The organism is [Phormidium] sp. LEGE 05292 (genome assembly GCF_015207735.1).
Lineage (GTDB): Bacteria > Cyanobacteriota > Cyanobacteriia > Cyanobacteriales > Aerosakkonemataceae > Floridanema.
In genome coordinates, this window is record NZ_JADEWG010000078.1 from 1 (window position 1) to 21,202 (window position 21,202).

20 protein-coding genes and 1 other RNA gene are annotated in these 21,202 nt (G+C 40.6%); 13 read left to right on the forward strand and 8 right to left on the reverse strand.

All coding sequences use genetic code 11. The annotated features are described in order from the left end of the window. Positions 1 to 10: 10 nt before the first annotated feature. The 3 genes from glgP to IQ264_RS20055 form a co-directional block, all read right to left on the reverse strand. Positions 11 to 2,650, reverse strand: a complete 2,640-nt coding sequence (gene glgP, locus IQ264_RS20045) for an alpha-glucan family phosphorylase (RefSeq protein WP_193982574.1) — start codon at positions 2,648 to 2,650, stop codon at positions 11 to 13. Between the two features lie 300 nt (positions 2,651 to 2,950). Continuing rightward, positions 2,951 to 3,343, reverse strand: a transfer-messenger RNA (tmRNA) gene (ssrA, locus tag IQ264_RS20050). Positions 3,344 to 3,518: 175 nt separating this feature from the next. Then, complete coding sequence (locus IQ264_RS20055; protein ID WP_193982575.1) at positions 3,519 to 3,731, reverse strand: hypothetical protein; 213 nt, start codon at positions 3,729 to 3,731, stop codon at positions 3,519 to 3,521. Positions 3,732 to 3,903: 172 nt separating this feature from the next. On the opposite strand from IQ264_RS20055, the gene eis reads away from it, so the two are divergent. The 5 genes from eis (at position 3,904) to IQ264_RS20075 (ending at position 6,814) form a co-directional block, all read left to right on the forward strand. After that, positions 3,904 to 5,100, forward strand: a complete 1,197-nt coding sequence (gene eis / locus IQ264_RS20060; protein WP_193982576.1) for a GNAT family N-acetyltransferase — start codon at positions 3,904 to 3,906, stop codon at positions 5,098 to 5,100. 103 nt (positions 5,101 to 5,203) lie between these two features. Next, on the forward strand, positions 5,204 to 5,914 hold the full coding sequence (locus tag IQ264_RS20065; RefSeq protein WP_193982577.1) for a metallophosphoesterase family protein: 711 nt from the start codon (positions 5,204 to 5,206) through the stop codon (positions 5,912 to 5,914). Between the two features lie 27 nt (positions 5,915 to 5,941). After that, a complete protein-coding gene (locus IQ264_RS33715; RefSeq protein ID WP_322744760.1) occupies positions 5,942 to 6,181 on the forward strand; it encodes a hypothetical protein in 240 nt (79 codons plus the stop codon). Between the two features lie 50 nt (positions 6,182 to 6,231). Beyond that, entirely contained in the window at positions 6,232 to 6,576 is a 345-nt protein-coding gene (locus tag IQ264_RS33720; RefSeq protein ID WP_322744761.1) for a type I restriction enzyme HsdR N-terminal domain-containing protein, read from the forward strand. 85 nt (positions 6,577 to 6,661) lie between these two features. Continuing rightward, positions 6,662 to 6,814: a hypothetical protein gene (locus IQ264_RS20075; RefSeq protein ID WP_193982578.1), complete on the forward strand. Its 153-nt coding sequence runs from the start codon at positions 6,662 to 6,664 to the stop codon at positions 6,812 to 6,814. A gap of 68 nt (positions 6,815 to 6,882) precedes the next feature. On the opposite strand, the gene mutS is transcribed toward IQ264_RS20075, so the two are convergent. Beyond that, positions 6,883 to 9,588: a DNA mismatch repair protein MutS gene (gene mutS, locus IQ264_RS20080; RefSeq protein WP_193982579.1), complete on the reverse strand. Its 2,706-nt coding sequence runs from the start codon at positions 9,586 to 9,588 to the stop codon at positions 6,883 to 6,885. A 365-nt stretch (positions 9,589 to 9,953) separates the two neighbouring features. Between mutS and purD the strand changes: the two genes are divergently transcribed. Both purD and nblS read left to right on the forward strand, forming a co-directional pair. Next, positions 9,954 to 11,258, forward strand: a complete 1,305-nt coding sequence (gene purD / locus IQ264_RS20085) for a phosphoribosylamine--glycine ligase (RefSeq protein ID WP_193982580.1) — start codon at positions 9,954 to 9,956, stop codon at positions 11,256 to 11,258. A 104-nt stretch (positions 11,259 to 11,362) separates the two neighbouring features. Next, the gene (nblS, locus tag IQ264_RS20090) at positions 11,363 to 13,345 is read left to right on the forward strand and encodes a two-component system sensor histidine kinase NblS (protein ID WP_193982581.1); all 1,983 of its coding nucleotides are present in this window, start codon (positions 11,363 to 11,365) and stop codon (positions 13,343 to 13,345) included. Between the two features lie 8 nt (positions 13,346 to 13,353). Here the strand turns inward: nblS and IQ264_RS20095 are convergent, their stop codons facing one another. After that, positions 13,354 to 13,701: a zinc ribbon domain-containing protein gene (locus tag IQ264_RS20095; RefSeq protein ID WP_193982582.1), complete on the reverse strand. Its 348-nt coding sequence runs from the start codon at positions 13,699 to 13,701 to the stop codon at positions 13,354 to 13,356. Positions 13,702 to 13,915: 214 nt separating this feature from the next. Here IQ264_RS20095 and IQ264_RS20100 point away from each other — a divergent pair, with 214 nt between their 5' ends. Next, positions 13,916 to 14,242, forward strand: coding sequence for a phasin family protein (locus IQ264_RS20100; protein WP_193982583.1), 327 nt, complete (start codon positions 13,916 to 13,918; stop codon positions 14,240 to 14,242). A 52-nt stretch (positions 14,243 to 14,294) separates the two neighbouring features. Further along, positions 14,295 to 14,840, forward strand: coding sequence for an FKBP-type peptidyl-prolyl cis-trans isomerase (locus IQ264_RS20105; protein ID WP_193982584.1), 546 nt, complete (start codon positions 14,295 to 14,297; stop codon positions 14,838 to 14,840). A 118-nt stretch (positions 14,841 to 14,958) separates the two neighbouring features. Here IQ264_RS20105 and dnaB read toward each other — a convergent pair whose 3' ends face one another. The 3 genes from dnaB to gloB all read right to left on the reverse strand — a co-directional run bounded on the left by dnaB (position 14,959) and on the right by gloB (position 17,788). Continuing rightward, positions 14,959 to 16,308 (reverse strand): replicative DNA helicase, encoded by a 1,350-nt coding sequence (gene dnaB, locus IQ264_RS20110; protein WP_193982585.1) that lies wholly within the window; start codon positions 16,306 to 16,308, stop codon positions 14,959 to 14,961. A gap of 130 nt (positions 16,309 to 16,438) precedes the next feature. Continuing rightward, positions 16,439 to 16,903, reverse strand: coding sequence for a 50S ribosomal protein L9 (rplI, locus tag IQ264_RS20115; RefSeq protein ID WP_193982586.1), 465 nt, complete (start codon positions 16,901 to 16,903; stop codon positions 16,439 to 16,441). Positions 16,904 to 17,014: 111 nt separating this feature from the next. Continuing rightward, positions 17,015 to 17,788: a hydroxyacylglutathione hydrolase gene (gene gloB / locus IQ264_RS20120; protein ID WP_193982587.1), complete on the reverse strand. Its 774-nt coding sequence runs from the start codon at positions 17,786 to 17,788 to the stop codon at positions 17,015 to 17,017. 170 nt (positions 17,789 to 17,958) lie between these two features. Here gloB and IQ264_RS20125 point away from each other — a divergent pair, with 170 nt between their 5' ends. From IQ264_RS20125 to IQ264_RS20140, 4 genes are all read left to right on the forward strand, one after another. Continuing rightward, on the forward strand, positions 17,959 to 18,165 hold the full coding sequence (locus IQ264_RS20125) for a hypothetical protein (RefSeq protein WP_193982588.1): 207 nt from the start codon (positions 17,959 to 17,961) through the stop codon (positions 18,163 to 18,165). Positions 18,166 to 18,180: 15 nt separating this feature from the next. Beyond that, positions 18,181 to 19,179, forward strand: a complete 999-nt coding sequence (gene galE / locus IQ264_RS20130) for a UDP-glucose 4-epimerase GalE (RefSeq protein ID WP_193982589.1) — start codon at positions 18,181 to 18,183, stop codon at positions 19,177 to 19,179. Positions 19,180 to 19,284: 105 nt separating this feature from the next. Beyond that, positions 19,285 to 20,208, forward strand: coding sequence for an alpha-1,2-fucosyltransferase (locus IQ264_RS20135; protein WP_193982590.1), 924 nt, complete (start codon positions 19,285 to 19,287; stop codon positions 20,206 to 20,208). A gap of 65 nt (positions 20,209 to 20,273) precedes the next feature. Then, positions 20,274 to 21,179 (forward strand): glycosyltransferase family 2 protein, encoded by a 906-nt coding sequence (locus IQ264_RS20140; RefSeq protein WP_193982591.1) that lies wholly within the window; start codon positions 20,274 to 20,276, stop codon positions 21,177 to 21,179. The last annotated feature ends 23 nt before the right edge of the window (positions 21,180 to 21,202 follow it).

Consider the following 21,202-nt stretch of genomic DNA (forward strand, 5'->3'; position numbering starts at 1 on the left):
GGGGTGGGGTTTATTGTGCCCAAAGAATCAATCCTAAATCATAAGGACTGCTAAGATATTCATGCTTAGGTAAAACCCGCAAAGACATTCCCTGCAAACCACTAGAAGTGTAGGTAATATTGCCAGTGTAAATGCTAATTCCATCAGGATCAGCACCTTGGTAATCCATTTGTGTTGGCGTTCCGTTGACAATATCTCCGTTGGCATTTAACAAACCAGTGTACAGTTCTACGTGCACATGATCGGGATTAATTCCTGCTAAATTAATTCTGGCTTTAACATGAACTGTCTGATTAATTTGAATTTGTTCTCCTTCAGATACATCAACACTTTCAATTTTCATGTCGTACCACTGGTCAAACATTTTGTTTTTCCAGTCAGCTAATTCTTTCGCAGGTTCATAGTTTTCGGAAGTCATGGTAAAGTAGCGATCGCAAGCTGGGAAATAAGCCCTAGACGCATACTCTCGCACCATTCTTGCCGTATTAAAATAGGGACAATTGATGCGAATTGCATCTTTCATTTTGCTTACCCAACCGCGAGGAGTACCTTCAACATCCCGATTATAAAATAGCGGTACTACCTCTTTTTCAATGCAATCATAAAGTGCATTTGCTTCCACTTCATCTTGATAATTTGGGTCATCATAATCTTCCCCATGACCAATGGGCCAACCAGTGCGGACATAATCAGCTTCATCCCACCAACCGTCCAAAACACTAAGGTTTAAAAGGCCGTTCATTGAGGCTTTCATTCCACTAGTACCAGAAGCTTCTCTTGGTCTTCTGGGAGTATTTAACCACACATCACAACCCGCAATCATGTGTCGGGCAACATTTAAATCGTAATCGGGAATAAACACCACATTACGACTCAAATTTTCTTCCCCAATTATATGGTTAATTGCTTTAATTAACTCTTTACCGGGAATATCTTGAGGGTGTGCTTTTCCCGCAATGACAAATTGCAATCTCCGCGATTTATTGGCTAGCATAATTCGCTTGATGCGTTCCATATCACGCATCCACAAAGTCGCCCGTTTATAAGTAGCAAATCGACGGGCAAACCCAATAGTTAAAACACTCGGATCGAGAACTTCCGCTGCTTGGGAAATTTGGTCTACTGAAGCACCCCTTTCCCGCAATTTTTTGGCCAATCTTTCCCGTGCAAATACAATTAATTCGGCGCGACAACGTTCATGATATCGCCATAATTCTTCATCTGGTATTGCTGCTACTTTATCCCACAAAGGATCGCTACTAGAAGCCCTTTCCCACCGAGGGCCTAAATAGCGATCGTACAAACCCTGCATTACCGGAGAAACACAACTACGCGCATGAACACCATTAGTAATTGATGTAATTGGTACTTCATCCACAGGTAAACTAGGCCAAAGTCCTTTGAACATTGACCGTGACACTACTCCATGTAATTTGGCAACCCCATTCACAAAAGATGCCATTTTAATTGCCAAAATTGCCATACTAAATGGCGCACTTAAATCACCAGTTTCTTCTCGTCCTAAAGCCAAAAATTCTTCTTTTTGTAAACCGAATATATCTGCATAATAACCCAGGTAATAAAGGATTTTATCAGGAGGAAATAAATCAATTCCTGCTGGTACAGGAGTGTGAGTAGTAAAAATGCTACTAGCAGCAATTACCTGCTTCGCTTGAGCAAAATTTAAACCTTGTTCTTGAATTAAAACCCGAATCCGTTCCAATGACAAAAAGGCGGAGTGACCTTCATTCATGTGGAAAGCTGTTGGTTTTAAACCCAAAGCTGTTAAAGCACGCACCCCACCAATTCCTAACATCATTTCTTGGTGAATCCGCATATCAATATCACCGCCGTACAATCTATCGGTGATATCGTGATCGTATTTACTGGGGTTGGCATCAATATTAGTATCCAGCAAATACAAAGGTACAGTTCCTACTTGGACCCGCCAAATTCGCGCATAAACTTTCCGCCCCGGATAATCTACTTCAATGCGAATTTCTGAACCATCTGGATGGCGTTCCAGATGTAAAGGCATATTGTAAAAATCATTGATTGGGTAATGTTCCGTTTGCCAACCATCAGCATTCAGAAATTGGCTAAAATAACCTTCTTGATAAAGTAAACCAACCCCAACTAAAGGTAATCCTAAATCGCTAGCAGATTTTAAATGATCTCCTGCTAAAACTCCTAAACCACCAGAATAAATGGGCAAGCAATCTGTTAGCCCAAATTCCATAGAAAAGTACGCATAGCATTCGGTTTGGTTAGTGGTTAATGAATGATATTCATGAGGTAAACCTTCAGAATCTTCCCCACTACTTGGTACTTTTGAACCAGTGCTTAATTTGCGGTTTTTGTGATACCAAGTTAATCGATGGTGATAATCTTCTAATTGTTGAGCCGCCCTTTCCATTTGGGCAATAAAGCCTTCGTCTTCTGCTACTTCCTGTAATCGACTTTGGGAGATTGTACCAAGCATTAAAACTGGGTTGTGGCGGCTAGATTCCCACAAATCTCGGTCTAAACGACGAAATAAATCTTTGGTATCAACATTCCAATCCCAGTGTAGGTTATAAGCTAACTGCCGCAAGGGTTCTAAGCGCGGCGGTAAGGAAGGTGTAACGTTAAATGTCCGAATTGGCTGCATCTTGAGCAGAACCTCTTGAGTCTCGTTAAGGTTATTTTTACCTCAGTTCTGCGGCAAGTCACGATATCTTAATAGTTTCTTGGGAGATATATCTAAGACTGTTTTGAGTTGTAGGGGCGGATTTTGCCTTCATATTGTCTGTAAGTGGCAAAGGTTGTCTACTAAACCCGCCCCTACAAAATTTGGGGAGTTTTAAGTTTTGAATTCTCTTCTCTGTTGCTCCGAGAGTTCCCCTTAAAAAAAACTTAGACCACCCAGTAAAGGGTGGTCATATAGCTTCGGTATAGCGTTTTCGGTATAAAATGGAGCTGAGCCGAATTGAACGGCTGTCCAAACCGGGTATTTGCCTCCCGCTCCTTCACAGGTTTAGCCTATCTGATCCTCAAGGCGGGAATCGTCCATTATCCCGGACAATGGGATGCTCTGGTGAGTTCTTTGCTAGTAAATCTACCAGAGACAACTTACTAACGCATCCGTTGGGGTTGTTTCTGTATTCCTTAACGGAGTCGGTTTACAGATGCTCGTAACCTGAATTAGAGGTTATTATGCAACAGCTACAGCTGTGCGAGCAAAAGGAACGATGTTGTTTTTCGCCTTTACTTTTTTTTGAGCCCGGTATTAGCGAGAGAAGACTCACTCTCGACCTGTATCACGAGACAGTGTTCGCCGACCTGTCGAAACCATTACAGCCCCATGTCTCACACTTCTATATTATAGTGCTTTCCTCAGTGCTGTGTGTAAAAAATATATAAAGATTTTTCGATCGTCCAGTAAAGTTAGGTAGCGGCTTCTGTCATCTGGGTATTAACCGAATGTTATTTTGGAGCGATCGCAACTTGTCCGTACTAGTACTGAGAAACAGATATCTTTAGCGCATTTGCCGGGAAATCATTTTTTCCAACTCAGCTTGCGTTTGGTGTAAAAGTTGTTCTCGGCTGTCTGCCGCTTGAGTTAGAGTTGGCACTAAATTACGTGCTTGTAAAGCCATGTGAAGCTGGAGATGAGCTACGTACTCGCTAAAATCTTCACGAACTGTATTGTGGCTGGATTGAAGTGATTGCAAGTTCAAAGTGTTCTCCATCTTTAATCTCAACTCTCAAGGTTCGGAAAGTCAACATCAACGAAGGTATCACGACAGTTTTACCATCTGTAACTTCTGTAATGAACTTTAACGTTTTTCTTGTTCAATTGTTGAGTAGCATAAAATTTGCCTATTGATTGTTTCAATTTCGTTGCATTTCCCGGAAAAATTTATGAAACTTCACTTAGAATTTGGTTCGCTGTCCCATGAAGAAGAGGCGAAGCAACTAGCAGCTATTCTTGGTCAATGTTTTGCTTTTCCCAACACGGAAAGATACTTCCATCGCTTGGGTTTAGAGAACTTCCGGGTAGTCCGGGAAGGGGGACGAATAGTTGGTGGTTTGGGTATATACCAGATGGGACAATGGTTTGGGGGTAAAAGTGTAGCGATGGCGGGACTAGCAGCGGTGGGAGTACCACCAGAACAGCGGGGAACGGGGGTTGCTTTTGAGTTGCTATCGCAGACGCTTCAGGAACTCCACGAAAGGGAAGTACCGATTTCAGCACTTTATCCAGCGACGCAAAGATTGTATCGAAAAGTCGGCTATGAACAGGGAGGAAATGCTTGTCTTTATGAAATACCGACTAATAGTATAGGGTTAAGCGATCGCACTCTCCCCATCCAACCAGTCTCTCCGATTAATTACAAAATTTTTTCTGACATTTATTGTCAATCAGCCATTAAAATAAATGGCAATCTGGATCGCCACCAAGCAATTTGGGAAGCAATTATCCAGCCGCGAGAACTTTGGGAAGGAATTATCCCGCTGCGAGAACACGAAGTAATTTATGCTTACTTGGTGGGTGCACAAAGCCAACCAGAAGGCTATATTATTTTCCATCAAAATGCCAAAGAGTCCCAATTAGTAATTCTAGATTGGGTAGCTTTGACAATAGCAGCGGCGAAACGGTTGTGGACATTTGTCGCAGATCATCGTTCTCAAATTAAAACAGCCACCTGGCGCGGTTCAGTTATTCACCCATTACTATTATTTTTGCCAGAGCAAACAGCCAAGGTAAAAAATTCAAGTATCTGGATGCTACGGATAATTGATGTAGCAAAAGCACTCTCAGAACGTGGTTATCCAGCAGGGGTGGAAGCTGAGTTACATTTAACAGTTCAAGATGATTTATTGACTGGTAATAATGGCAATTTTATTCTCAGGGTGTCTGGTGGAAGTGGCGAAGTAACGAGGGGAGGTAAAGGGGAGTTACAGTTAAATATACGTGGACTCTCACCTCTTTACACGGGACTTTATACACCCCACCAATTACAATTTAGTGGTTTTTTAGAAGCTACTGAAAAAGCTCTTGCTACTGCCACACAAATTTTTGCAGGTTCTGTACCTTGGATGGCAGATTTCTTTTAATTATTCGGTCTTTTGTATTTATATTAACCTCCAAAACAATTATCGCTTTTCTTGTCTTCTGCCTTCTGCCTTATATAGTTCGCTATCGCCTGTTTCTTGGGAAATGATTTTATTTGCTGGAGATCCTCACGGTGATTTTAAACCAATAATTCGGGGTGTAAAAGCTTACTCTCCAAAAGCTGTAGTGTTGTTAGGTGATTGTGATTTAGAACGATCGCTTGATGAAGAACTTGCCGAAATTTTGGATCAAACTGAAGTTTGGTTTATTCCAGGTAATCATGATGGCGATCAAGACAATTGGTATGATAACTTGTTTGGTTCTAAATTGGGCGATCGTAATTTGCATGGCAGAGTAGTAGAAATAGATGGCAAAAGAATAGCTGGTTTAGGCGGAGTTTTCCGGGAAAAAATTTGGCGACCTCCAGCAAAACCCAGATTTCCCACCCGCCAAGATTTACTTCATACTTGCGGTAGAGGACAACGCTGGCGTGATAGCATTCCCCGCAAACATCATGTAACTATTTTTTGGCAAGATTATGCCATGCTTTGGAAACAAAAAGCTGATATTTTAGTTACCCATGAAGCGCCATCTTCCCATCGGTTTGGGTTTAAGGAATTAGATGATTTAGCTTTAGCACTTGGCGCACATAAAATGTTTCACGGTCATCATCATGAACATTATAGTAGAACAATTTGTCGAGGTAAAATCGCAGTACATGGAGTTGGTAAAGCTGGTATTTGCGATGAATATGGTAATGTTTTAATTGCAGGCAAAGAAGATTATCAACCCCGTCTAAAATGGTCAGCAACGTGAGAAATAAGTATAGGTAAATAAAGTGAAATGGTGCAAACAATTCCGGCTAATGAAGTGACGCTTCGCGAACTCAAACAGGCATTTGGGTTACATCTGGCTCAAAATCAAAGCTTTTTCTGGGAGTGGTCTACTGATAATCCTCCTTTGAGTGAGGTAGAACAGCATTTGTTAGATCGGGTGAAAGCCAATTTTATGGAATTGATGGAAGATCCACCAATGCTAGAAAACAGCGTCAAGATGGTAGTGCTGCTCCGTTACTGGATTTAGCGGGTTTTTATCACCAGCCGTTTCGGATTGAGACAGAAACTAGTGTCGATGTGGAGTTAGAGGATGAAGGCAAAGTGATTCGGGGGCGTATTGATGTGCTAGTGTTGAAAAATCGCTTGTGGCTGTTGGTGATTGAGTCGAAGCGAAGTGATTTTGCAGTGACAAGGGCAATTCCTCAAGCGCTGGCTTATATGTTGAGCAACCCACAGATGGCTCAACCCACGTTTGGCATGATTACGAATGGGAATGAGTTTTTGTTTTTGAAAGCGACTCGCCAACCCACTGCGGAATATGCAAACTCTAGGCTTTTTTCGTTGCTCAATCCAAGTAATGAACTTTATCTTGTGTTGCAAATTTTGAGACGATTGGGAGAGGAGACGATCAAAAGTTTGTAGTAGCGACTTCAGTTGTAAATTCCCCAAGAAAACGACTAAAGTTGTCATAACAGACCGATCGAATCTAGTTATATATGGTAGAAAAATGCTTCAACCAGAACAGATACTTCTAGAACGTTACCAACTGCAACAAAAACTAGGACGTACCGCCGCAGTTCAGGATAAAGCTGCATTTACGGGAGTCGTAAAATCAGCATTCGCTTTTTCGATACTACTTATTGTCAAATCACTAATTTAAGTGAAGAGGAGTGTATTTGGTTAGCGAAAGAAATTCAAAATTGGCTTCATTACAGATAAAATAATCACTTATTCCATTTCTTGTTCAAGTTCTCGTTCCTCATCTGCAAAAGGAATTTCTAGAGGTTTTTTCTTCGATTTCCTCTTAGTAGAATTACGTTCAGTTTGTACACCTTCCCTTAAGCCTACAGCAATTTTACTATGCTTTTCAATTTGCCCCATTACTTGTTTTGCCCGTTGAATTACCACTGGAGGTAAACCCGCTAAACGTCCTGCTTCTATGCCATAAGATTTATCTGCGCCGCCTGGTTGCACTTGATGTAAAAAGACTATTTTATCTGGCAATTCTTTGACTGTTACTTGATAATTTGCCACATTTGGTAACAACGAAGCTAACTCATTTAATTCATGATAGTGAGTTGCAAAAATTGTCCTCGCCTTAATCTCTGTTGCTAAATATTCCGCCACCGCCCAAGCAATAGAAAGCCCATCAAAAGTTGCTGTACCTCTACCAATTTCATCTAACAAAACCAAAGATTTCGCCGTAGCATGATTTAAAATATTCGCCGTTTCATTCATTTCTACCATAAAAGTAGATTGACCTGTTGCTAAATCATCTACTGCACCGACACGGGTAAAAATGCGATCGCAAATTCCCAAAGTCGCCGCCTTAGCTGGCACAAAACTCCCAACCTGTGCCATCAATTGAATTAAACCAACCTGCCTTAAATAACAACTCTTTCCACTCGCATTTGGCCCTGTTAAAATAATTAAATCTGGCTTATCTCCCTTCTTCTCTGCGTTCTCTGCGTCTCTGCGGTTCAATGAATCTTCCCTTCCCAAACGAGTAGAATTAGGCACAAAAAAACCAGAAGGTAAAGACTGTTCCACCACCGGATGTCGCCCATCAATAATATTAACTTCTCGCCCTTCAATCATATTCGGACGACAATAATCTTGAGACACTGCTATCTCTGCTAAACCGCCTAAAACATCAGCAGCAGCAACAGCACGAGAAATATTGCGAATTAACTCAGCTTCTTGGGCAACTTCCGCCCGCAAACTCACAAAAATCTCATATTCCAAACGATTCAAATCTTCTCGCGCTGTGAGAATTCGATTCTCTCTTTCCTTCAATTCTGGGGTGATATATCTCTCTTCATTAGTCAGAGTTTGTTTGCGAATATAATTATCAGGAACTTGGTCAGCTTTAGCACGAGAAATGCTAATATAATAACCAAAAGATTTGGTATAACCTACCTTTAAATTAGAAATACCTGTTTTGCTTCTTTCCGTAGCTTCTAAATTTGCTAACCATTTTTGGTCGTCTTCCGCTTCTTGACGCATTGCATCTAATTGAGCATTTATTCCGGGTCGAATTAACCCACCTTCAGTAATATGAATTGGCGGAGACTCAACTAAATGATTATGCAATCTTTGGGCTAATTGTTCTAAAATAGGTGGAACTTTTTGTAAAGCTCTTAAATAGGGAGAACGAGCATTTTCTACTAATTTGGCTAAAGCTGGCAACCGCTGCAAAGAATCAGCTAAAGCAACTAAATCTCTGGCGCTAGCTGTTCCTGAACCTGCACGTCCTGTCAATCTTTCTAAATCATAAATTTGCCGTAATAATTGACGTAATTCATGGCGTAAAGAAACATTTTCAAATAATTCTTGAATTGTATCTTGTCTAGCTCTAATTCCTTTATTATCTAATAATGGTTGCAACAACCAACGACGCAAAGAACGCCCACCCATTGTAGTGCAAGTTTTGTCGATCGCCCACAGCAAAGAACCATGAAAAGTCCCATCTCTGACAGTTTGCGTAATTTCTAAGTTGCGGCGGCTTTGATGATCGAGAATTAAAAAATCTGTTAAAGTATAAGTGCGTAAAGGTTGTAATGGAACTTGGTTATTTTTTTGTGTATCTTCTAAATATTGCAATAAACCACCAGCAGCACGCACCGCTAAAGGCAGATGTTCGCAACCTAAACCTTCTAGCGATCGTACTTTAAATTTCTGCAAAAGTCGCTGTTTCGCTTCACCCAAAGTAAAGGGAATTTGCGGACGTAAAGCATAACAAAAAGCTGGTGGTAATACATCGGGTAAATGTTCCGATCTCTCTCCCGGACGTAGTAAACTACCTAAATCAGGTGCATTAGTTGGAATCAACACTTCCGCAGGTTGTAAACGCATTAATTCCTGAGATAAATGCTCTAAATTACTCGATTGAATAGTTAAGAATTCCCCTGTTGAAATATCAGCATAAGCTAAACCCCAGTGCGTATTAGCAATTACAACTGCTGCTAAATAATTATTGCGCCGCCCTTTTAACATTCCCTCTTCTAACAAAGTTCCCGGCGTAAGAACTCGCGTCACTTCTCGCCTAACTAAACCTACAGCATCAGCAGCATCTTCTACTTGATCGCAAATAACAACCGCATAACCTTTTTCTATTAATTGAGTAGTGTAACGTTCCCAAGCATGGTGAGGTACACCTGTCATCGGGACTCTACCAACTTCGCCCCCATGTTTGCTAGTTAAAACTAATTCTAATTCCCTAGCAATGACGATCGCATCTTGAAAAAAAGTTTCAAAAAAATCACCAACACGATACAATAATAATGAGTGAGGATATTTATCTTTTACTTCTACATAATGCTGATACATTTTGCTGAGTTTTTCGCGATCGAGTACTCGGTAATCAGCATTGGGAATCTTTTCTTCTTGAACTTTATTATTTTTGGGGTTTGGGGTAGATGCGGAGTAAGTCATATAAAATAAATCAACCTTTTGATGAGTTCACTGTTTAAATTTATAAGTTTTAGATTTTTTTGAACCACAGAGACGCAGAGAACGCAGAGGGAAGAAAAGGAGGAGTTTATCAGTTAAATAGGTTGGCTATAAGAGTTATTTTCCCGTTGTGTTTTGCTCAAATTCTATTTCTCCTTTTATTTTGGGGTTTAGTTGGCGGTGAGGGTTCCTGTGCTTTCATATAGTAGCATCACCCGAAAATTTTGCTGCTGGCAAATTGGGAAGAAAACTAGGAAACAGTGCCTTTGTTATTCTAATTAGGTTTATACTATTACCCGCCCATTAATAGCGAAATTAGCATCTATCTTTAAAAGTGCGAGGACAAAGTGAAAATATTAGTAGTTGGTAACGGCGGAAGGGAACACGCCTTAGCTTGGAAACTCTTACAATCTCCACAAGTAGAACAAGTATTCGTAGCTCCTGGGAATGGCGGAACGGCGATAATGGAAAAATGCCAAAATGTACCGTTAGCTGTCGATGATTTTGCCGGAATTGGCAGTTTTGCTCAAAAAAATAACATTTCTTTAGTTGTTGTTGGCCCCGAAGTTCCCCTAGCTTTGGGAATTACTGATGCTCTACAATCTCAAAATATCCCGGTTTTTGGCCCTAGCAAAGTAGGTGCTCAAATTGAAGCGTCAAAAGCTTGGGCAAAAGCTTTAATGGAAGAAGCAGGAATTCCTACAGCGAAGTCTGCAACTTTCACTGATGCAGAAACGGCGAAAGCTTACGTCACCCAACAAGGCGCACCTATTGTCGTAAAAGCTGATGGACTAGCAGCGGGAAAAGGCGTAATAGTCGCGCAAACACTAGAAGAAGCACAAACAGCAATTACCACTATCTTTAAAGAAGGTATCGGCAAAAGTATCACCCAGTCCCCAGTCCCCAATCCCCAGTCCCCAGTCACCGTAGTAATTGAAGAATGTTTAATAGGTGAGGAAGCTTCCGTTTTAGCTTTAACGGATGGGGTGACAATTCGCCCTTTAATCCCTGCTCAAGATCATAAACGGATTGGGGAGGGAGATACTGGCCCGAATACTGGGGGAATGGGTGCTTATGCACCTGCGCCTTTGGTGACACCTTCCCTTATGGAAAGGATAGAACGAGAAGTGTTGGAAAGAGCGATCGCAACTCTCCAAAAACGCCAAATCGACTATCGCGGCGTACTCTACGCCGGACTAATGATTTCCCCCCAAGGCGAATTGAAAGTCCTAGAATTTAACTGTCGTTTCGGCGACCCAGAAACCCAAGCTGTGTTACCAATGCTTGAAACACCCCTAGAAGAATTAATGTTAGCCTGTGTTGAACAGCGACTTGCCGAAATGCCGCCTATTAGCTGGAAATCCGGCGCTTGCGTCTGTGTAGTCATGTCTTCCTCTGGATATCCTGGAGATTACCCCAAAGGTAAAGAAATTACAGGCATTTCTTCAGCAGAATCAACTGGCGCAGTAGTATTCCATGCAGGGACTAAATTTGACCAAACTTTAGTCACCGATGGCGGTAGAGTTTTAGGAGTTACGGCTATAGGCGACAATATAAGTAGTGCCAAAGCCCTCGCTTACAAAGCTGTCGATAGAATCCAATTTGCAGGCGCATACTATCGGCGGGATATCAGTAACAAAGCTATCCCCTAACTTTTTTTGCGAATAGCCTTTAAAGTATGAATAGCAAAGAAGTTTGGCAATGAGGCAAACTTCTTAGTTCACCTTCCCTTTGTTGTCCTCCATCCTTTGTCAAGATGCTGGTCCTCCTGAAAACAATTCGAGAAGCTATCGCCCATTGGTGGTCAGAGTTTACACTGCAAACAAGGTTAATGGCTGCGGCTACCTTGATAGTCTCTTTGCTAATGAGTGGTCTTACCTTTTGGGCAGTTAATACCATTCAAGAGGATGCTCGTCTCAACGATACCCGTTTTGGTCGTGACTTGGGAATCCTCTTGGCAACCAATGTATCCCCCCTAATTGCCGAAAACAATCTGACGGAAGTTGCACGTTTTTCCGAACGTTTCTTCGATAACACTTCCAGTGTCCGCTATATGCTTTATGCGGATACAGAGGGCAAAATCTTTTTTGGTCTTCCTTTTTGGCAGTCGGAAGTCCAAAATTCCCTAACAATTGAACGTCGGATACAACTGCCTCCAGATTACGCCAGCAATTCTGAGTTGCCAATGATTCGTCAGCATCTCACTCCCAATGGGGAAGTTACTGATGTGTTTGTACCTCTAACTCAGGGGGGCAAATATTTAGGAGTTTTGGCAATTGGGATTAATCCCAATGCCACAGTAGTCACATCATCTCATTTAACTAGGGATGTGACGATCGCAGTTTTTGTTTCAATTTGGGTAATGGTAATTCTCGGCGGCGTGATTAATGCCTTAACAATTACTCAACCAATTAAAGAATTAGTCGTCGGGGTAAAAAATATCGCTGCGGGAAACTTTAATCAGCGGATTGATTTGCCATTGGGAGGAGAATTAGGAGAGTTAATTTCCAGTTTCAACGAAATGGCAGAAAGACTGGAAAGTTATGAAGAACAAAACATCGAAGAGTTAACCGCAGAAAAAGCTAAATTAGAAACTTTAGTTTCAACAATTGCTGATGGAGCAGTTTTACTTGATACTAATTTACAAGTAATTTTAGTTAATCCCACTGCTAAACGAATTTTTGGTTGGGAACTTGCTGATGTTGTCGGGGAAAATGTTTTATTTCACTTACCCCAAGAAGTCACCTCGGAACTGACTCGACCACTTTATAAAATGGCAAAAGACGAAGGTGATAAAGAAGGCGCACAATTTCGGGTGACATTAAATCAACCAATAAATCGCACGATTCGCATTTTATTAACTACTGTTCTTGACCAATATCGGGAAAGTGTTAAGGGAATTGCCATGACGGTGCAAGATATTACTCGCGAAGTGGAACTCAATGAGGCGAAAAGTCATTTCATTAGTAATGTTTCCCATGAGTTGAGAACACCTTTGTTTAATATTAAATCGTTCATTGAAACTTTGCACGAATACGGTGAAGATTTAAACGAAGAACAACGCAAGGAATTTTTAGAGACGGCGAATAACGAGACCGATCGCCTAACTCGCCTAGTCAATGATGTTTTAGAATTATCTAGGTTAGAATCATCCTGCCGTATCTATCATTTTGAAGCCTTAGATATTGCCCAACCAATTGAACAAACACTCAGAACTTACCAACTCAACGCAAAAGACAAAGGCATTGAATTAATCCAAGAAATTGAGCCAGATTTACCACAAGTTTTAGGACACTACGATTTACTATTACAAGTGTTTGCTAATCTGGTAGGTAATGCCCTAAAATTCACTCCTTATGGTGGGAAAGTCGCAATTCGCGCCTATCTCTTAACTGGGGAAGAAAACTCCCACAACCAAACCCAAACACCCCAGGTAAGAATTGAAGTTTCCGATACCGGAATTGGCATTGCACCGGAAGATCAACAAGCAATTTTTGAGCGGTTCTTCCGAGTCGAAAATCGCGTCCATACCTTAGAAGGAACCGGGTTAGGACTTTCAATTGTCCGCAACATTATAGAAAAACATCACACCACAGTTCACTTAGTAAGTGAAGTTGGAGTAGGTACAACTTTCTGGTTTAATTTGGCACTTTTCCAACAAAAAAAAGCCAGTGATGAAATGCCAACTCTACCAGAAACTTCTGAATTAAAAAGTTCTATTACTGCCAGTTTGTTTTAGTATGACTGCTATTGCAAAAGGGTGATTAAAAAACTAATCAATAATACAATTAACAGGATAATCCAAAGCGAATTCCGCTTAAACCATAACTGAAATGATTGATTAGCTTGTGGTTTAACTTCCATCTTTGGCGCATTAATATCTTGGTAAAGCGTACATTCTCTAGCATGAGGTCGCTGGGGATAATTACAAGTATCATCTGCGTGATAAACGCAACTATCACATAATGGCGCTTCCCCTGTGGCACGGTGTAAAGGAATACCCGGATGACCGTGAGCTTTTAACTCCAAACGGCAATGGGGACAAGTAATTGCTTGGGGTTTAATTGGTTGTTGACAACGAGGACAATTAGACATTGAGAGTAGCAACGTAACTAATTTATTGATTATCTTAGACTGGGGATAGGGTATTGGGGACTGGGAGAATTGTGAGTTCTGAGATTTGAAATCGAAAATCTCAAATTTAAAATCGGATGACAAAATGGAATTGTGCCGGAATGCACAAGTTCCAGCATAGCTATCTGGGCAATATTTTAGTTGTCTTTTTTGAGCAAGGAAGTGGGAAAAGAGTATGGACAGTAATAATTGGCTGAAGCAGCTATTGATGATTGGTGTAGGTACGACATCTTTGGTGGCGGAGAAAATTCGGGAAGTCAGCGATGAATGGGTGAAGGAAGGTAAGATTAATCCTGACCAAGCGAAGGCGTTTGTTGATGATTTGATGAATCAGTTGAAGTCAGATCAAGGTAATAATTTTGAGGCGCAGATGCAGCGCCAGATGCGAAATATGATGCAGGACTTGGGTGTGGCGCGTCAGTCGGAAGTGGATGAGTTACGGGGAAGGATCGATCGTTTGGAACGTCAGGTGCGTGACTTGGAAAATAAGCTGTGGCGCTAAGAAAACTGCTAGGATTTGATGGCAGCTGCAAAGATTTCAGGGAGGAAGAATTTTGAAAGCGATTCTGATCAGCGTTGCAGTTATGCTGGTCTGTGGGTTAATTTTGCTGGTGGCGCAACTTAGCAGCCCTGAAAAACCAGCTTTAGCTGATGAACTGACTAAGCCTCAACAGCAGGTGACTAGTTCAGCACCCCAAGGTACTTTATTGGCGAGTAATACTATGTCTAATCCATCAAGTGCTGATTCTGATAAAGAAGTCGTGACAACGCCTTCTGGTCTAAAGTATGTGGAGTTGGTAGAAGGAACTGGCACTACTCCTAAAGCTGGTCAAAAGGTGACGGTGCATTATACTGGCACTTTGGAGAATGGGAAAAAGTTTGATAGTTCGCGCGATCGCAATGAACCCTTTTCCTTTAAATTAGGTGCAGGTCAAGTAATTAAAGGTTGGGATGAGGGACTCAGTACCATGAGAGTGGGCGGTCGTCGTCAATTAATTATTCCCCCAGATTTAGGTTACGGTGCTCGTGGCGCTGGTGGAGTTATTCCTCCTAACGCTACCCTAGTTTTTGATGTGGAATTGTTGAGAATCGGTAGCTAGAAGGCAGGGGAGTAGGGGAGCAGGGGAGCAGGGGAGCAGAGGGGAAAAAATTTCAAACTTAAAACTCTCTCCCTAACTCAAAAGTCAAAACTTTCCTAGTCCCCAATCCCCAATCCCTTTAACGATGAGGTGAAGCCATATTTCGGAAACGGGTAAATTGCGGGTCGAAGAGTAATTTTACTGTTCCTGTGGGGCCGTTGCGGTGTTTGGTAATAATGATTTCTGCTACGCCTCGATCGGGAGAGTCTGGGTTATAGTATTCATCACGATAAAGCATGACTACTAAATCTGCGTCTTGTTCGATCGATCCACTTTCTCTCAAATCTGCCATCATCGGGCGTTTATTTGTTCTGGCTTCTACTCCGCGACTTAGCTGAGATAAGGCTATTACTGGTACATTTAATTCACGGGCTAAGCCTTTTAAACTGCGGGTTATTTTAGATAATTCTTGGACGCGATTATCACTGCCGCCTTCCATTAATTGCAAGTAATCTATTAATATTAATCCTAATTCTCCGCCGATTTCTGCTTGCAAGCGTCGGGCTTGGCTTTTCATTTCGGTAACAGTAATGTTGGCGGAGTCGTCAATATAAATTGGTAATTCGGTTAAAACTCCTAAAGCACGGCTTAAAGTGTCCCATTCGTTTTGACTGATTCTACCCGATCGCAAACGGTTACTTTCAATTTCTGCTTCGCAAGATAACATTCTTTGTACCAATTGCTCTTTTGACATTTCTAAGCTGAAAATAGCAATCGGTAATCGGTGCTTTCCAGCAATATTTTGGGCAACACTTACGGAAAAAGAAGTTTTTCCCATTGACGGTCTACCAGCTACAATAATTAAGTCTGAACGCTGAAAACCGCCTGTCATGGCATCTAAATCATAAAAATCGCAAGTAAGTCCGGGTGCAGTTAATTCTTGATTTCGGATTTCTAATTCTTGAAATGTATGAATTAAAGTTTCGGAAATTGATATTAAACCTTGTTGGGGTCGTTCTTGGGTGATGCCAAAAACTTTTTCTTCGGCTTCATCAAGAACAATTGGTAATTCTTTAGCGGTATTGTAACCTAATTGGGTAATTTCATGTCCGACATGAATCAATTTGCGGCGGATATATTTGTCTACTATTAGTTTGGCATATTGGTCGATGTTGATGGCGCTGACGGTGCGATCGACTAATTGCACCAATTTACTTTGACCGCCAATTTTATCTAATAATTTCTGATCGGCAAGCCAAGCCATTACAGTTAATAAATCAGTTGGCTTACCTTGACTATGTAAAGTTGATGTGGCGCGATAAATAATTTTATGAGCTTCTAAAGAAAAAGATTCGGAAGTTAACTGATCGGCAACACGGTTAATTGCTTCGGGATCGATTAAAATACCCCCTAAAATCGATTCTTCAGCTTCGATATTTTGCGGAGGTAAGCGATCGCCAACACTTTGAAAATTAATAGAGTCTACCATAATAAATATTGGCTAATTTTATCCTAAGCCATTAGCAAAGAGGGAGGGAACAGAAGAATCAGGAATTAACATAATATTTACTTGTAAAAAACCTTTTGCCTTCTGCTTTCTGCCCTCTGCCTTCCCCCAATTAGCTTGCAGTTGCTAGAACTATAATGTCTACTTGGGCAGATACTTCTGGGTGAATCTTAACTTCTGCTTTGTAGGTACCAGTCTTGCGAATTTCGGGTAAAGTAATACCGCGACGATCGACTTCATGACCAGTCACTTGTTGAATGATTTCTGCGACTTCCTGATTGGTCACAGTACCAAAGATAGCATCTCCTTCTCCAACCTGCTTCCGCACGGTAAAGTTACCGACATTTTCGATCGCAGTTTTGATTACAAGTGCTTGTTCCTTGAGTTCCGCAAGGCGTTGGCGTTCTTGTTCTCTGCGGCGTTCTACTTGTTTGAGAATTCCGGGAGTAACGTGAGTCGCAAATTGCCTGGGAATGAGATAATTACGGGCATAGCCAGGGGCTACATCCACAACGTCGCCAGATCTGCCCAGCTTGCTGACATCTTGTAATAAAACTAATTGAACTCGTTTGCTCATGAGCGTTCCTGTAGAGCCTGGGTAAAATATATCCGAACATACGATATTAGCGAAATAGGGGGACGATCGCAACTCCTCAAAATCTGCCTATCTCGCTAAATCTCAATAAAATTAAAAGCAATCCTTCATTCCCCGCAGTTTGGCAAAGGTTTGGATCGGGTCTTGGCTCTTAACTGCTGATTGTAAATTAGGATTATCCCAACGTAAAAAGGGATTAGTTTGCTTTTCTGTACCTAACATTGATGGTACAGTTGCCTGATGGCGATCGCGTGCCGTTTTCACTTCATCATATCTAGCTTGCAAATCCGAATTGGCGCGATCTACAGTTAAAGCAAATTGTAGATTTTTCAAAGTGTATTCATGAGCACACCAAACTCTAGTATTGTCCGGTAAATTCCGCAGTTTGCCCAGAGAATCCACCATTTGCGTCGGTGTACCTTCAAACAGTCTGCCACAACCACCAGCAAACAAAGTATCGCCGCAGAACAATTCCCCTGTTTCTCCCGCAACAGTGGGAGGAAAATAGTAAGCTATATGGGCGCGAGTATGTCCGGGAACAAAAATAACGGAAGCAACTCGATCGGCAAAAGTAACCTGATAACCTTCTTTTAAAAATACCTGTTGTCCAGGTATTCTACCTTTGTCCTCCGCGCCTCCATAAACACAAACATTGGGAAAACTTGCCATTAACTGCTGATTACCCCCTACATGATCTTGATGATGGTGGGTATTAAAAATCGCAACTAACTCAGCATTCAGCATTTTCAGCGATCGCAAAACTGGCGCAGCTTCTGCTGGATCGACCACAGCAGCAGTATTCGTTTCTCGATCGTGCAATAAAAAGATGTAATTGTCCGAAAGTGCAGAAAGTCGGTGTACCTGCATACCAAGATACCTCAGCGGTAAGTTTGATTAAGATTGAATGTATCTAATTCGCCATCATAAGAAAAAGCAGTATGATTGCTTTAGTATTGAATCATCTGCAAATATTTTGTTAGCCTAAGTGGTAGTTTAGTACCAAAATCTGGTCAAACTATAAAGGAAGTCAACTATTTATGAGAGGAAACTTTCAGGGCAAATCTACAGTTAACGTCAAGCAAATTATCGATCAAATCTTGATTTCCGGGCAAGTTAGTCGAGAAGAGTATATGCAACTTACCTCAGCTATACTTTCAGACAAACAAATTACTGAGGAAGATCGCCGTCAAATTAATCACATTTTTGATTATTTACAAGCGGGTCGTCTGAAATTAATAGATTAGTTACATTCGGGAAAAATGTCGCAAACAAAACCTACTATTTTAGTTACAGGTGGTGCCGGATATATCGGTTCCCATGCTGTCCAAGCACTACAAAATTCAGGTTATGACGTGGTGATTTTGGATAATTTAGTTTATGGACATCGAGATATTGTAGAGAATGCGTTAAAGGTGGAATTAGTCGTCGGTGATACTGGCGATCGTACTTTGCTTGATAACTTATTCTCTAGTCGCAACATCGCCGCAGTTATGCACTTTGCCGCCTACGCTTATGTCGGTGAATCAGTGACAGATCCGGCGAAATATTATCGCAATAACGTAGTAGGAACTCTGACACTTTTAGAAGCAATGGTAGCAGCTAACGTGAAGAAATTTGTGTTTTCTTCTACTTGTGCTACTTACGGTGTTCCCAAAACAGTTCCGATTCCCGAAGATCATCCCCAAGATCCGATCAATCCTTACGGCGCAACTAAGTTAATGGTAGAACGGATTTTAGCAGATTTTGATATTGCTTATAATCTCAAATCTGTCTCTTTCCGTTATTTTAATGCTGCTGGTGCCGATCCTAATGGTTTGCTGGGTGAAGATCATAACCCAGAAACTCACTTGTTACCTTTGGTGTTAATGACTGCTTTAGGTAAACGAGAATCAGTGTCAATTTTTGGTACAGATTATCCCACTCCTGATGGTACTTGTATCAGAGATTATATCCACGTTTGCGATTTAGCAGATGCTCACGTTTTAGGTTTAGAATATCTATTAAATGGTGGAGATTCTAACATATTTAACTTAGGTAATGGCAGTGGATTTTCGGTAAAAGAAGCGATCGACGCTGCCAGAGAAATAACTGGAAAAGAAATTAAGGCGATCGAGTGCGATCGTCGTCCCGGAGATCCCCCAATGTTAGTCGGAAGTAGCGAAAAAGCTAGGAAAATTTTAGGTTGGCAACCTCAATATGGCGATATCAAAGATATCATAACCCACGCCTGGAATTGGCATCAAAAACGTCACGCATAATCGGGAATATTTGTCAGACAGTCTAGTTATTTAACTGTCTGACAAAACTGTTTATGGTTGGGTCTACATTTGATAGGTCAATAATAAGTGTGAGGTTAAATATAGATGTTAGTCATATCTGCAAAATCTGGACAACTGGGTAACAGATTACTGCTTTTTGCTAACTGTATCGCCTTTGCAATCGAAAATAAAATTAGAGTTTTCAACCCAGCTTTTGCAGAATATGCTGAGTTTTTTGAATCAACGTCTCGTGACTTGTTTTGCGCTTATCCTCCCCTAAATTTACCAATTAGTATCAATAAATTTGCTAGAACTAAATGTTATCAATTTAATCGACGTTTAGCTGAAAGTGGAATTTTTAAAACTGTTAGCTTGACTAGAGAAAAACCTTTTAATTGGAGTGATTCTAAATTAACAGAGGAATTGCAAACAAGTGCGATCGTTTTTATGCAAGGATGGCTCTTAAGAGATGGATGGTTTGTTAAAGATACTGCTTTATTACAAAAACATTCAACAGCAATTAGAAAATACTTTACTCCTTTAAAAAAATACAGACTTAATGTTATCAAACTAATATCTAGTATGAGAAACCAGGCTGATATTATAGTGGGAGTACATATTCGTCATGGGGATTACGCTGTTCATCAAAATGGTAAGTACTTTTACCAAATTGAAGAATATGTAAAAGTAATGAAATCAGTAGAAAAGCTTTTTTCTAATCAAAAAGTAGCATTTTTAATTTGTACAAACGGAGAGCAAAATCCCCAACTATTAAAAGATTTAAATTACTATTTTGCTAATAATCACATTATTGAGGATTTGTACGCCTTAGCTGAATGTGACTATATTATAGGGCCACCAAGTAGTTATACAATGTGGGCATCTTTTTATGGCGATCGACCTCTTTATAAAATCAGAGATGTAAATCAGGAACCAAATATCAATGACTTTGTACATTTTTATGAATGGCAAGGCATTTTTTACTACCGAGAAGATTGGAGTCAAAGTTTTTGGGAATGGACAAATTGAGTTCAACAAAAAACTATCAATTTTTAATTATTTTTGGTAAAATAGTTATTAAATTGTGTAGTGTAATGAACGAAAAAAACATACCAAAAATATCTATAGTAACGCCTTCCTTCAATCAAGCTAATTTTCTGGAAGCGACTATCAAAAGTGTTTTATCACAGGAATATCCCAATCTTGAATACATAATTATTGACGGTGGTTCTACAGATGGAAGCTTAGAAATTATTAAAAAGTATGAAGATTATCTTCACTTTTGGTGTAGCGAACCCGATCGCGGTCAATACGATGGAATTAACAAGGGATTTGCTCATTCCACAGGGGAAATTCTTTCATGGATAAACAGCGATGATATGTACTACCCTTGGGCATTCAAGACAGTATCAAGCATTATGTCTTCACTTCCTGAAATTGAATGGTTAACCACTCTATATCCTGGTGCTTGGGATTATTGCGGTTTTTGTAAAGGATTCCGCTCAATACCAGGATATTCAAAAGAAGCATTTCTAGATGGTGCTTATCTTCCTTGGGGAAGAAAAGCTTTTGGTTGGATACAGCAAGAGTCAACTTTCTGGAAGCGAGAATTGTGGGAAAAAGTAGACAGCCATATTAGAACAGAATTTTCCCTAGCAGGCGATTTTGACCTTTGGGCACGCTTCTTTTTGTATGCGGATTTATATGGAATAAGTTCACCAATTAGCGGATTCCGTCGTCAAGCTAATTCAAGAAATACTAAAAACTATCAGCAATACATTAGTGAAGCTGAAAAGTCACTAATTACCATGCGAAATAAACTAAATTGGTCGCCCAATACTTTTAGAAAGCTGGCACTTCAGTTATCAATCAAAAAAATTCCCAAACTTAGAAAATGGAGTGAATCAATGTACAGCTATGTAGGTAAAAAAGTGTTGAGGAAAAAATTGGACTCTGCCCAAGGATTTTGGGAAATAGAAGAATACAAGTTTTTTTATTAATTTTATCGATCGTTGAATGAGGT

Excerpts from the sequence above, each read along its gene's own strand:
- IQ264_RS20055 (WP_193982575.1), bottom strand. The coding sequence starts at position 3,731 with ATGGAGAACACTTTGAACTTGCAATCACTTCAATCCAGCCACAATACA.
- IQ264_RS33715 (WP_322744760.1), top strand. The coding sequence starts at position 5,942 with ATGGTGCAAACAATTCCGGCTAATGAAGTGACGCTTCGCGAACTCAAA.
- galE (WP_193982589.1), top strand. The coding sequence starts at position 18,181 with ATGTCGCAAACAAAACCTACTATTTTAGTTACAGGTGGTGCCGGATAT.
- glgP (WP_193982574.1), bottom strand. The coding sequence starts at position 2,650 with ATGCAGCCAATTCGGACATTTAACGTTACACCTTCCTTACCGCCGCGC.
- IQ264_RS20095 (WP_193982582.1), bottom strand. The coding sequence starts at position 13,701 with ATGTCTAATTGTCCTCGTTGTCAACAACCAATTAAACCCCAAGCAATT.
- IQ264_RS20075 (WP_193982578.1), top strand. The coding sequence starts at position 6,662 with ATGCTTCAACCAGAACAGATACTTCTAGAACGTTACCAACTGCAACAA.
- gloB (WP_193982587.1), bottom strand. The coding sequence starts at position 17,788 with ATGCAGGTACACCGACTTTCTGCACTTTCGGACAATTACATCTTTTTA.
- IQ264_RS20100 (WP_193982583.1), top strand. The coding sequence starts at position 13,916 with ATGGACAGTAATAATTGGCTGAAGCAGCTATTGATGATTGGTGTAGGT.
- rplI (WP_193982586.1), bottom strand. The coding sequence starts at position 16,903 with ATGAGCAAACGAGTTCAATTAGTTTTATTACAAGATGTCAGCAAGCTG.
- IQ264_RS20140 (WP_193982591.1), top strand. The coding sequence starts at position 20,274 with ATGAACGAAAAAAACATACCAAAAATATCTATAGTAACGCCTTCCTTC.
- IQ264_RS20125 (WP_193982588.1), top strand. The coding sequence starts at position 17,959 with ATGAGAGGAAACTTTCAGGGCAAATCTACAGTTAACGTCAAGCAAATT.
- IQ264_RS20065 (WP_193982577.1), top strand. The coding sequence starts at position 5,204 with ATGATTTTATTTGCTGGAGATCCTCACGGTGATTTTAAACCAATAATT.
- eis (WP_193982576.1), top strand. The coding sequence starts at position 3,904 with ATGAAACTTCACTTAGAATTTGGTTCGCTGTCCCATGAAGAAGAGGCG.
- mutS (WP_193982579.1), bottom strand. The coding sequence starts at position 9,588 with ATGACTTACTCCGCATCTACCCCAAACCCCAAAAATAATAAAGTTCAA.
- nblS (WP_193982581.1), top strand. The coding sequence starts at position 11,363 with ATGCTGGTCCTCCTGAAAACAATTCGAGAAGCTATCGCCCATTGGTGG.
- IQ264_RS20135 (WP_193982590.1), top strand. The coding sequence starts at position 19,285 with ATGTTAGTCATATCTGCAAAATCTGGACAACTGGGTAACAGATTACTG.
- dnaB (WP_193982585.1), bottom strand. The coding sequence starts at position 16,308 with ATGGTAGACTCTATTAATTTTCAAAGTGTTGGCGATCGCTTACCTCCG.